Origin of the sequence: Pseudonocardia bannensis, assembly GCF_012911875.1 — a bacterium.
In the GTDB taxonomy this organism is placed as follows: domain Bacteria; phylum Actinomycetota; class Actinomycetes; order Mycobacteriales; family Pseudonocardiaceae; genus Pseudonocardia; species Pseudonocardia bannensis.
This window is the reverse complement of record NZ_JAAXKZ010000081.1, coordinates 16,125-27,766: the sequence shown is the minus strand read 5'-3', so window position 1 is coordinate 27,766 and position 11,642 is coordinate 16,125. Positions and strand designations below refer to the sequence as shown.

The window sequence follows — 11,642 nt, the reverse complement described above, 5'->3', positions numbered from 1 at the left end:
CCCCGACGGGGTGCTGCGTTTCCACGTTCGCGCGCTGCCCGGCGGGCTGGTCAGCCCCGCCCTGGTCGCCCGGATCCGGCCAGGGGACACCTGGCGGATCGGCCCACCGCTCGGACGGCTCCCGGACGCCCTCAGCACGACCAGGGATTTACTCCTGCTCGGTCAAGGAACCGGCCTCGCCCCACTCAACGCCCTGATCGCCGCCCTCGACACCCACGACGACCCGCCGCGCACACACCTCTACGCGGCCGCCCGAAGCAAGAACGAGCTCCGCGCCCTCCTCACCAACGGCCCGCGCGACCGTCACCGGCCCTGGCTGACCGTCACCCCGGTCGTCCCCTCCACTGGCACCCACCGGCCCGGCTCCCTGGTCGGAACCGCCCTGCGGGCCCGGGTCTGGCAGCACCACGACATCGTTGTCTGCGGGCCACCCCGCATGCAGGCAGCGGCCCTCGACCAGCTCCACGCCGCCGGTATACCCGCCGAGCAGCTCCACAGCGACCCCCTGCCGACCTCACTGGCGATCAGACGATGACTCACCTGAACGCCACCACCAGCAACGGCCACGCGACCGGCCAGGACGTCGGAGGAACCATGGACCTGCAGCTGGTCGCTCAGATCGTCCGACGAGCCGGACTCGACTGCCGGGTCGACAAGACCCCCTCAGTGACCGCGCTGCACGCCCGCAGGGCCATGTGCGACCCGGCGTGGACTGTGATCGCAGGGACCTGCAACGGCCCGAGCACACCGCTCGCCTTCATCGCAACCACAGCCTCGACCGGCCGCCGCCTGCTGCGCGACCCCGACGAACGTCACTTCGCCGCGCTCATCGTGCTGCAAGCCCTCCGGGACAACCCTCACGAGCTCCTCACCTACGACGAGGCCAGGGCATTCGGCCTCGCCGACAGCCTGATCTGGCCCTGACCCGACGCCCGTAACCACCGCTGCCGAAGCAGCCGATGGAAGAGCCCCACCATGACACTCATTCGCGGCACGACCCGTGTCCAAGCAGTTGAAGACCTCCTGCTGGACCTCTCGAACCTGCTGGTCGCCTGCTACTCGGTACCTGATACCGAGCAGGAGGCGTCCTGGGCAGCCGACGCCGACCGAATCACCGGCCACGTTGCCCTCGCACTCGCCACCGCTCGCGCTCGCCTCGACCCCGATGCGCGAGCGGTCACCGCGCCACGTTGCACCTGCACTGATGCAGCGTCTGGCCACGACAACACAACACAGCGCCCTGGCTGAGGCAGATGCCCGGGTCGTCCTGCGGCCGTCACCGCAATCGGCGCACGACCACGGACGCAGGATCGATCGGCCCCTCGCCACACGCTGCACGAAGATGCCGCGCCGCGGCGGGCGGAGGTCACTGAGGACGAGGTAGCTGATTGCGCAGCACCCGCCGATTCTCCACCAGCTCAGCCCGCAGCCCCATCAGCTCCTGCATCACCGGGCCCCACGCCGAGGCCGGTCCTGGCACAGCCTCGGCCGCCCGCACCCCGGCCCCGCCAAGCCACGCTCCCGGAGCGAGGTCCGCCGCACTGCAGCCGTGGTTACCATCGCCAGCTCCATCTCGGAGAACATGACCGTGACCTTGTGCGGACGGCACCCTCAGCGCGTGGGCGTCGGCTTGGCCCGGTCATCACTGACGGCGCTCAGGTGAATCTCCCCAGAGCTGCTGTCAATACCGGCCGAACCCTGACCCGGCGTGGTCCGTCTGAAATCTGACCCACCTGATTGCTGCTGGTCTTCAGTTGTCGGTCTTGCTCGCGGGGACGCGGCCGAGGTCGCGGTCCTTGAGCCGGTAGCTGTCGCCCTTGAGGGAGATGACCTCGGCGTGGTGGACGAGGCGGTCGATCATCGCGGCGGCGACGACGTCGTCGCCGAACACTTCGCCCCAGCGGCCGAAGGGCTTGTTCGAGGTGACGACCAGGGACGCGCGTTCGTAGCGGGAGGACACGAGCTGGAAGAACAGGTTCGCCGCTTCGGCCTCGAACGGGATGTAGCCGACCTCGTCGATGATCAGCAGCGGGACGCGGCCGAGCTTGAGGAGTTCGTCTTGCAGTCGACCGGCGTGGTGGGCCTCGGCGAGGCGGGCGACCCATTGGGCGGCGGTGGCGAACAGGGTGCGGTGCCCGGCCTGGCAGGCTCGGATCCCCAGGCCGATGGACAGGTGGGTCTTGCCGGTGCCGGGCGGGCCGAGGAACACCACGTTGTCGCGGGCGGTGATGAAGTCCAGCGTCCCCAGATGCGAGATCGTCTCCCGTTTCAGGGAGCGCTGGTGGTCGAAGTCGAAGTCCTCCAACGACTTGCGCGCGGGGAACCTCGCTGCGCGGATCCGGCCCTCGCCGCCGTGGGATTCGCGGGCGGCGACCTCGCGTTGCAGGCAGGCGGCCAGGAACTCCTCATGCGTCCACCCCTCGGCCCGGGCTCGTTCGGCCAGACGCTCGATCGCCCCGGCCAGCGACGGCGCCTTGAGCGCCCGGGTCAGGTAGGCCAGCTCAGAGGCGAGGTTGCGGCCGCTGCTCGCGCTGGCCGTGGTGTTCTTGGTGGTGGGCATCAGGCACTCACCGCGGTCGTGGGCTCGGCGGGGTCGAGTCCGAAGACCCGGTCGTAGTCGCCCAGGTCGCGGTACTCGACCAGCGCATCCCGGCTCGGGCGGAACCGGGCGCGGTGCGCGGAGCGGAGCCGGACCGCGGCGGCGGCATGCAGGGGGTCGGTCAGGCTCTGGTGGCGTGCCCAGCAGCGCTGGTGGCGGGCGACCTCGACGCCGTCGCAGGTGACCACGACCTGCTCGAGATCGGCGACCAACTCGACACGGCGACCGATCACCGACGGGTGGACCGAGTAGTCGTTGCCATCGCAGCGCAGGTAGTGATCCCGCGCCAGGCGGGTGCCCAACCGCCATCCGACGGTCGGGGCGACCGGCGGGAGGGTGAGCATCGCGGCCCGGTCGCTGTCCCAGCGCTGCATCGGCCGGGCGCCGATCCGCCGATGCCAGCGGCTGTTGGCGCGGGTCAGCCAGGCGGTGAGCTGGCTGTTGAAGTCCGCCGGGCCAGTGAAGCTGCGGCCGGGCAGGAACGAGGTCTGCAAGTAGCCGTTGGCGCGTTCCACCAGGCCCTTGGCCTCTGGGTCGCGCGGCCGGCACTGCACGATGGTGATCCCGAATGCGCCGCGGAAGCCCTGCATGGCCTCGGTCAGCTGCGGGCGCCCGCCCCGCCAGGAGCCCACCGCGGACTCGTTGTCCCAGACCAGTGCCTGCGGCACCGCACCCCAGCCCGAGAGCAGATCCCAGTGCCCGGCAAGGAGGTCCTCGCTCTGCCGTGAGGGGATCATTCAGGCAGTGATGATCCGCGAGTAGCCCGACACCATCACCAGCACCGGTGGCCGCACCACCTGGTCGAACCCGACGGGGATGTCCACCGGCGGGAACCACAGGTCACACTGCGCCAGCTCGCCGGGCCGGTAGTCGATGCGCGAGACCGGGTCCGGGACCCGGAACAACGGCCGGAGCTCGGCGATCCGGTCGAACAGCACCGTCCGGCCCCGCGTCCACCCGATCCGTTCCCCGATCACCGTCGAGGGCATCTCCGGAAACGCCCGCAACAGCTCCCGGATCTGAGGCTCGACCGCATCGACGATCGAGCCCTTCGCCGGCCGCTCGTACTTCGGTGGCGCATCACGGGCCAACGCCCTTTTCACCGTGTTCTTCGAGATCCCCAGATGCCGGGCGATCGCCCGGATCGGCATCTGCTCGGACCGGTGCAACCGGCGGATCTCCGCCCAGTCCTCCACCCTCAACACCTCATGATCGTCAGAGGTGGGTCAACGTTCACCCGGAAGCCGAGGGTCAGAGTTCACCCGGAACCGACAGCTGCTCACTGAAATTCCCCACCCGCGTGGCTCCGCCGAGACGGCGGAGGTCCCCTCGAAGCTGCTGGTCTCTCACCACCCGCAGCCCGAAGGGACCTCCACCTCTCATGCTCACACGGGAGGACGACGTGGACGCACACGCGCTCCACCGCCGGGGCTGGACGATCTCCGCGATCGCCCGGCATCTGGGCCATGACCGCAAGACCATCCGCGCCTACCTCAACGGAGACAGGGTCGCCGGCCGGCGCCGACGCACCGAACCGGACCCGTTCGAGCCGTTCGCCGTCTACTGCCGCGAGCGCCTCGCCGAGGACCCGCACCTGTGGGCGACCACGCTGTTCGACGAGCTCCTCGAGCTCGGCTATCAGCGCTCCTATCCCACGTTCACCCGCCAACTCCGGGCCCGCGGGCTCCGCCCGGCCTGCGAGTCCTGCCGACCCGCAAAGGGCCGCCCGGTCTCGGTGATCGAGCACCCGCCCGGTGTCGAGACCCAGTTCGACTGGCTCGAGCTCCCGGACCCGCCCACGCACTGGGGATGGGGCGCGAAGGCATTTTTGCTGGTCGGGGCGCTCGCACACTCCGGGCGCTGGCGCGGGGTGCTGGCCGAGTCCACCGACCAACCACACCTGATCGACGCCCTGCACCGCATCACCGCCGCACTCGGCGGGTTGACCCACACTTGGCGGTTCGACCGGATGGCCACGGTCTGCCACCCCGCCTCCGGCGTGGTGACCGCGTCGTTCGCCGCGGTCGCCAAGCACTACGGGGTGTCGGTGGCGATCTGCCCGCCGCGGCGCGGGAACCGCAAGGGCGTGGTGGAGAAGGCCAACCACACCGCCGCGCAGCGCTGGTGGCGCACCCTGGCCGACGAGACCTCGACCGAGGCGGCGCAGGCGTCGCTGGACCGGTGGTGCGCGCTGCGCGGCGACACCCGCCTGCGTCCCACCGGCGACGGGAAGGCCACCGTGGTCACCCTCGCCGCGACCGAACCCTTGGCCGGGCTGCCGGCACCGTTCCCCGCCGTCCTGCACGTCGACCGCACGGTCTCGGCGCAGGCGCTGGTGTCCTTCCGCGGCAACCACTACTCGGTTCCCCCCGAGTTTGCCCGCGCGCAGGTCCAGGTCACGCTCCGGCTCGGGGCGACGAGCATCGACATCTCCACCGCCGCCAGGACGGTGATCGCCCGCCACCGGCTCGCTCCCGCCGGGGCCGGGGCCACCGTCCGCGACACCGGACACGTCCTGGCGCTGGAACGGGCCGCGCTGGCCGCGTTCACCGACGCGCCACCACACCGCCGCAAGCAGCGCATCCCGCCCGGTCCGGCCGCCCGAGCCGCGGCCGCCACGCTGCGCGCCCACCCGGGCGAGCCGGCACCGGACCCCACACCGTCCACAACAGACACCACAACCGGAACGGGGAGCAACGAGGTCGTGGTCGACCTCGCCCGCTACGCCGCCGCAGCCCAGGGAAGGAACACCCTCCGATGACCACCACCAGCACCACCACCGGCGGTGAGGGCTCCGGCGCCGACACCTCGGCCCGCGCACCCGACCCGAGCACCCCGGCCCAGGCGCGGCTCTACCAGCAGCTGCGCGGCCACCTCGCCGCGCTCAAGCTGCACACCGCCGCCGAGGCACTGCCCGCCGTGCTCGACCACGCCGCCACCGAGAAGCTTTCGCTCACCGCCGCGCTGGAACGCCTGCTCGCCCTCGAGGTCGACGCCACCGAGGCCCGCCGCCTGGCCGGGCGGCTGCGGTTCGCCTCCCTGCCCACCCCCGCGACCCTCGAGGACTTCGACTACGACGCCCAACCCGCCGTCGACCGTGCGCTGGTCACCGAGCTGGCCACCTGTCGCTACCTCGACTCCGCCACCAACGTCCTGCTCATCGGGCCACCCGGCACCGGCAAGACCCACCTCGCCGTCGGGCTCGCCCGCAAAGCCGCCGAGGCCGGCTACCGCACCTACTTCACCTCCGCCGCCGACCTCGCCGCCCGCTGCCACCGCGCCGCCATCGAGGGCCGCTGGGCCTACACCATGCGCTTCTTCGCCGGCCCCACCTTGCTGGTCATCGACGAGCTCGGCTACCTCCCGCTGCCCGCCGAGGCCGCGTCCGCCCTGTTCCAGGTCGTCGCCCAGCGCTACACCAAGACCAGCATCGTCCTGACCACCAACCGCGGCGTCGGGTCCTGGGGCGAGATCCTCGGCGACACCACCGTCGCCGCCGCCATGCTCGACCGCCTCCTGCACCGCTCCGTCGTGCTCAACCTCGACGGCGACTCCTACCGGCTGCGCGACCACCACGCCCGCACCGACACCCTCCGGCGCGCCACGACCGGAAACACCCGCCGACCCCTATCCTGACCAGCGCCACCGAGTGGGGAAATTCGGTGAGCAACTCCGGCCAAGATCATTAAGCGCCATCATCACTCCCCCTCCAGCACGCTGCCAGGCGTGCTGTCGCGTTTTCCCCGGGAAAATGCATATCTTGCTCCGCCGCCGCGGAGTAGCGAAGGAGGAGCCACCACCACCGCACGTCTGGCGAGTAGGGCCCGGGCACGACCGGCCCGCCCATGTAGGTGCCGTAGGCCGTTCCATCGTTCAGGACCCAGTACGCGTCCGGCACCGACCCGCAGAGGGTCTGCGACGGGAGGCTGATACCGGAGAGCTTGAGCTCCGGCAGCGCGGACACGTCGAAGACGTAGGTGGCCGCGCTGAAGAGGCCGCCCGCGTAGATCTTGTCGCCCTTGCGCCACGAGTACTGCATGTGGTGCGGCTCGTTCTCCACGAGCGGGCCCACGGTCGCGGTGTTGACGACGTTGCCGTAGTTCGGCGAGCCCTTCGTGACGTCGACGACGGCCATGAAGTCCGGCCCCGGTGCGGCATCGCGCACCTTGTCCACGGTGTTCCGCAGCGAGCCCGGCAGGTTCTGGACGTCCGGGACGACGGTGTCGGCGACGTTCTCGTCACCGGCCCACACGACGAGGTATTCGGGGCGCTTGCCGCCCGCGGCCTTGTGCGCGTCGGCGGCGACGTCCGGGTCGATGTTGTTCTCGACCCAGTAGTCCTTGCCGTCGGCACCCTTGACGTACGAGCGCACGGTCTGCACGTCGGCATAGGCGTCGCCGCTCGCGGGCAGCGCCGTCACACCGGTGACCAGGCCCAGGGCGAGGAGCCCGACGAGCGCTCTGCGGGCGGCGCGCCCCATGTTGGGAGTTCTCATCGGGTCCTCAGTTCGGGATGATCTTCGTCGAGCCCAGGGCCGACTGCACGAGCCCGGCAGCGGGCACACCCGCGGGGGCGACGTCGCGCAGCTGGTTCAGGACGTCGCCGTCCGGGAAGACCGACGTGGACGGCTCCACGTAAGGCGCGGCCGGCGCCGGGGCCGGCTCGACGTCGTTGTGCGCGGTCAGCGCCGGCGCGAGGTCGGGCACCAGGTCCGGGGTAGCGGCCTGGGCGGGCGCCGAGAGGCCGACGAGGGCAGATCCGACGACGGCCACCCCACCGGCGAGCAGCCGGGAGATGGGCGCCGACCGGTGAGGTCGGTGGCGGTGTCGGGGCACGGGTCACTCCTGTCGTACGTGGTCGTCGGGAAGCGGTCGCGGTCCGGGTGCACCAGCGAGCGAGCACGCGGGAATCCGCGACCATCCGATGTGGACAATCACGATCCGGGCGCACCGCTCGGACGTGCGGGCGCTCCGACGGGCGGCCGGGGCCGCGGGGGAGGTGCCGTCGCCTCGTAGGACGGCCCGGTGCTCCGGTCGGACGGGGAGCCCTCGTGTCGGAGCGGGCCGGACCGGGGGCGGGCGGCGGCGCCGGGTGGCGGCGAGCGGAGGGCGGATCCGGAACGGGACCCGGGGCTCAGCTCACCGCTGCGCTACACAGCGCGCTCGCCTGACGCCGCAGGTCGACATGACGTCGAGCGGCGAGCAGTCGAATGAAGCGCATGCCAGAGATCGTGGCATTCGGTGCCAACGACACCGATCATCGGCCCCCGTCCGGCGCTATCCCATCGCGCGAATGGACCCTGATTGGCCGCTTCCCGTCGCGCTGGTCACTCATAATCCGGTCAAATCGGGCTGCTCACACGTCTCGTACGCGCCCGGCGGACCGGCGGCGAAGATCACCCGTTCGGGCGGGGGCCTCGGGAACCAGTGACAATCGTCGCCGACGACCAGGCGAAACGGCGCGGCGGCGAGGCGCGGTGGCGCAGTCATCGACCGCGGCGGCCCAGCTCCGGCCACAGATAGTGACCATTGCCGAGCCGAGCCGCCGCAATAATCGCGAACCTCGCGGAAGTCCTGTGTGCGGCCGATCCGGTCGGACATTTCCCGGGTCGTTCCATTCTCAAAATCAGTTGTCCGGTCATTATTCGGAGCACTATCGCCGGCGGTCACGGGGTCGGATGGCCAGAGGGCGGAGCCCTGCAGTATCCGCAGACGAGCGCTTGAGACCCTGGCGGACAACGGGTTGCCCGCCATCGTGGTCGGCGGGGCCGCCTACCTCGTCGGCGTGCTCAGCGTCCAGTGGGAGGATGGATGTCGGGCCAGCGTGGACGGATCAGAAGGATCGGCGACCGCTTGGGTGAGCAGCTCGGTGAGGTGCTGAGTCCCGTGATGGGTGGGCCACGTCGACTGGCCGGCGCCGGCCCGCAGGGTGCGCCCCCTGCCCCGGTGTGCAGCAACCGGCGCACCACACCGGTGCCGGTCCCGTGCCATGCCGCTGTGCAGCGGGGCACGGCGTCGACGCCGACCGGGCCAGCACCCGGCTGCGCACCCTCGGGCCCGGGTGCAGCCACTGACCGCGGCCGACGCGGTCACCGCCGCGAAGCTGTGGACCCGCACCCGCGGCGCCGGGCGGTCCCTGCGCGACCGCTGCTGCCCGGCCCTGGGCGCCCGGCCGGCGCTGCCGACGGTCATCGCGGACACCGCCGGGGCCGGTCTGGACCTGGACGGCATCACCGTCCAGGTGATCGGCTGACCGCCATGGCCGCGGTGAAGAAGATTCGGCGGAACCGATGAGTTCGGCCGGCTCGGCGAGTCGAGAAGGACATGACGACTACCCCTGGAACACCGACAACCGTCTCGAACATCGGCGTGGCGATGTTCACCGTGGCCGACCAGGACGCCGCCCTGGCGTTCTACACCGAGAAGCTCGGCTTCGAAGTGCGCGGCGACACCCGCTTCGGAGAGCACGGCGAGATGCGCTGGCTGGAGGTGGCCCCGCCCGGGTCGCGGACGCGGCTGGCGCTCAATCCTCCGATGTTCGACGAGCCCGGCGGTAGCTCGATCGGCGTGGAAACCGAGGACGTCATGGCCGAGCACGCACGGCTGAGCGCTCTCGGCGGCATCGACCTCGATCCGGCGCCGGAGCGCACGCCCGGAGCCCCCCTGATGTTCATGCTGCGCGATCCGGACGGCAATCATGTCGTCGTGGTCGAGGCGCCGCCCACCGCGTAGCTCGGCCACCAGCCAGGGCGTAGCTCTGCCGACGTTGCCAGTGCCCGCTCCGACCTGCACGGACGATGTCGGTCGGCAGGCCGTGACCGGAGGCCGGCACCTGATCAGCCCTGGAAGTGGGCGCGGTACAGCTCCTTGAGCGCGGCCCAGTGCCGGGCCGCTGCGTCCGGGTCGTAGGTGGGGTTGTCCGGCACCGCGAACCCGTGGCGGGCGGGGTAGAACTCCACCGTGTGCTGCACGCCCACGTCTGACCGCGCCTTCCGCAGCAGCTCGCCCTGCTCCGCGGTGAACGACCCGTCCTCGACGGCGCCGGCGACGTACACCGTCGCCCTGATCCGGTCGGCGGCGCGGTGCAGGCTCTCCGGGTGGTCGGCTACGGCGAGCCGTCCGCCGTGGAACGACGCCGCCGCCGCGATCCGGTCCGGGTGCGCCGCGGCGGCGATCAGCGACATCCGCCCGCCCCTGCAGTACCCGGTGGTCCCGACCGCGGCTCCGGTGACCTCCGGCCGCGAGAGCAGGAACTCCAGGAACGCCCCGGAATCGGCGACGATCCGTTCGCGCGTCAGCCCGCCCATCAGCTCGCCGAGCCGCGCCCGCTCCTCCGGGTCGCCGACCGCGGTCGCCGTGTCGAACGGCGCCCAGTCCCCCGCCCGGTAGTAGACGTCGGGCAGCAGGGTCGCATACCCCATCGCCGCGACCCGGTCGGCCATCTCGCGGAACGTCTCCCTGGCCCCGCCCGCGTCGGGGAACAGGAGGACCGCGGGCCAGGGCCCTTCGCCGTCGGGCAGGTGCAGGGTGGCGGGGCACCGGCCGTCCGGCGCGGGGATGTTCACGTCGATGCGTGGCACGCAGCCCTGCAGGGTCGCGACGGAATGTTGCGATCGTCGATCCTGCGGGTCCAGGGGCCTGCCCGCACGAGCCAGGAGCGCCTCGCCGAGCGCGGCTCCGGACGATGTGAGCGGCAGGGCTTCGCTCGCAAGGTGCGCTGCCGGGGGTGCTGACCGACGTGCTGCATCAGGGGTCATCGTGGCGGGCCGGCGGCCGGACCCGCTGCTGGTGACGCGGCATGCAGCTACCGGGCTGATCGTCGTCACGCCACTGCATGTCACGCGGTGTCCGCCGGCCCGCCGTGTGCCCGAGCGCCGGGAAGTCGGACGAACACCGCGTGAGGAGGAGAAGGACAACCTCAGCCGGCATCGTCGAGGACCTCGCGCAGCCTGCGCGCGAAGGCCTCGGGCTGCCCGGCGTAACCGAACTCGCCACCGAGGAAGCCGCCGTGGTGGCTCGGGAACACCGTCGCCTGCTGACCGAACAGCTCGGCCGTCGCCACCGCGGTGCGCCCGGTGAAGGTGTCCAGCGACTCCTCGCCCACGGCGATCACCACGCGCGTCGACGCCGCGGCAAGCGCGTCGACATCGGGCCGGTAGCCGCTGACCGCCCAAGACCGGTCGGACAACAGCGGGTCATCACGAGAGCCGTCATCCTCGCTCGGCATCCCGAACGCGGCCGGATCCGGCGCCGGCTGGGCGAAGTAGTCATCGGTGAACTCCCCCCGCCACGACGTCATCACGAGGAAGGCCGCCATGCCGGCACCCGCGCCCCGGTCCTCGTAGGCCTCCCGGACGCCGGCCCGGGCCCGCTCGGCGGCCCGGGCGTCGGGAAGCACCGAAATGAGCGGCGGCTCGTGCGCCACCAGGATGGCCATGTCCTCGGGATAGGCCGCCACGAGGGCGAGCGCGGTCACCGCACCGCCGCTGCTCGCGAACATCTCGACCGGGCCCACGCCCAGCGCCTCGATGACCGTGTGCACGTCGGCAGCCTGGATCCCGGGCGCATGGTCCACCCGGCCGTCCTTGCGGGTGCTGCGACCGAGGCCGCGCGGATCGTAGGTGACCACGGTGCGGTCGGGGAACTGCGCCACCAACGCGCCGAAGCCGCTGGCGTCCATGGGCTGGCCGATCATCACCAGCGGAGGGCGCCCGTCGGCGGTCGGCAGCGGGCCGTGGACGTCGTAGGCGAGGTCGACCTCGGGAGTCTTCAGCATCTGGGTGGTCATGACCGTGGCGACTCCATCCGCGTCGAGAACTCATCGGACCCTACGTCCGCAGCACCTCGACCTCCGACCGTCGAGACCCGTCCGGGGGTGAGCGCGTCTACCCGAGCCGAGGAGCGGGGATGTCGAGCAGGCGGCATCACCGTGGCGCTGGATCGAGTTCCTGACGTGCCACGCGTCCCCCGGCCGCGGCCGGCACCGACGCGCTCGGCGCGGAGGAGTCGGCACGCCTGGTCACGCGCAACTCGATGATCGGCGT

General features: G+C 71.6%; 11 protein-coding genes and 2 pseudogenes. 6 read left to right on the top strand and 7 right to left on the bottom strand.

Annotated elements, in window-relative coordinates:
* Both HF519_RS19835 and HF519_RS19830 read left to right on the top strand, forming a co-directional pair.
* A partial coding sequence (locus HF519_RS19835) for a ferredoxin reductase domain-containing protein (protein WP_498072988.1) occupies positions 1–535 on the top strand: 535 nt, incomplete at its 5' end.
* Between the two features lie 59 nt (positions 536–594).
* Entirely contained in the window at positions 595–924 is a 330-nt protein-coding gene (locus tag HF519_RS19830; RefSeq protein ID WP_169414478.1) for a hypothetical protein, read from the top strand.
* 826 nt (positions 925–1,750) lie between these two features.
* Here the strand turns inward: HF519_RS19830 and istB (HF519_RS19825) are convergent.
* Positions 1,751–2,560: an IS21-like element helper ATPase IstB gene (istB, locus tag HF519_RS19825; protein ID WP_169414477.1), complete on the bottom strand. Its 810-nt coding sequence runs from the start codon at positions 2,558–2,560 to the stop codon at positions 1,751–1,753.
* A pseudogene (gene istA, locus HF519_RS19820) lies at positions 2,560–3,804 on the bottom strand (IS21 family transposase). The gene istB (HF519_RS19825) and the pseudogene istA (HF519_RS19820) overlap by 1 nt, the downstream one beginning before the upstream one ends.
* A gap of 176 nt (positions 3,805–3,980) precedes the next feature.
* Here istA (HF519_RS19820) and istA (HF519_RS19815) point away from each other — a divergent pair.
* Positions 3,981–5,360: an IS21 family transposase gene (istA, locus tag HF519_RS19815; protein ID WP_169414476.1), complete on the top strand. Its 1,380-nt coding sequence runs from the start codon at positions 3,981–3,983 to the stop codon at positions 5,358–5,360.
* Positions 5,357–6,235, top strand: a complete 879-nt coding sequence (gene istB, locus HF519_RS19810; protein WP_169414475.1) for an IS21-like element helper ATPase IstB — start codon at positions 5,357–5,359, stop codon at positions 6,233–6,235. Before istA (HF519_RS19815) ends, istB (HF519_RS19810) begins: the two co-directional genes overlap by 4 nt.
* A gap of 178 nt (positions 6,236–6,413) precedes the next feature.
* Here the strand turns inward: istB (HF519_RS19810) and HF519_RS19805 are convergent.
* The 3 genes and pseudogenes from HF519_RS19805 to HF519_RS33340 all read right to left on the bottom strand — a co-directional run.
* A pseudogene (locus HF519_RS19805) lies at positions 6,414–7,079 on the bottom strand (hypothetical protein); the annotation flags it as partial.
* Positions 7,080–7,101: 22 nt separating this feature from the next.
* Positions 7,102–7,434: a hypothetical protein gene (locus HF519_RS19800; protein WP_169414474.1), complete on the bottom strand. Its 333-nt coding sequence runs from the start codon at positions 7,432–7,434 to the stop codon at positions 7,102–7,104.
* Positions 7,435–7,732: 298 nt separating this feature from the next.
* Positions 7,733–7,819: a putative leader peptide gene (locus tag HF519_RS33340; RefSeq protein ID WP_369009256.1), complete on the bottom strand. Its 87-nt coding sequence runs from the start codon at positions 7,817–7,819 to the stop codon at positions 7,733–7,735.
* Positions 7,820–8,659: 840 nt separating this feature from the next.
* Here HF519_RS33340 and HF519_RS19795 point away from each other — a divergent pair.
* Both HF519_RS19795 and HF519_RS19790 read left to right on the top strand, forming a co-directional pair.
* Entirely contained in the window at positions 8,660–8,851 is a 192-nt protein-coding gene (locus HF519_RS19795) for a PIN domain-containing protein (protein WP_169414473.1), read from the top strand.
* Positions 8,852–8,922: 71 nt separating this feature from the next.
* Entirely contained in the window at positions 8,923–9,330 is a 408-nt protein-coding gene (locus HF519_RS19790; RefSeq protein ID WP_169414472.1) for a VOC family protein, read from the top strand.
* A gap of 104 nt (positions 9,331–9,434) precedes the next feature.
* On the opposite strand, the gene HF519_RS19785 is transcribed toward HF519_RS19790, so the two are convergent.
* Complete coding sequence (locus tag HF519_RS19785; protein WP_312860223.1) at positions 9,435–10,178, bottom strand: dienelactone hydrolase family protein; 744 nt, start codon at positions 10,176–10,178, stop codon at positions 9,435–9,437.
* 338 nt (positions 10,179–10,516) lie between these two features.
* Entirely contained in the window at positions 10,517–11,386 is an 870-nt protein-coding gene (locus HF519_RS19780; RefSeq protein ID WP_169414471.1) for an alpha/beta fold hydrolase, read from the bottom strand.
* Positions 11,387–11,642: the final 256 nt, after the last annotated feature.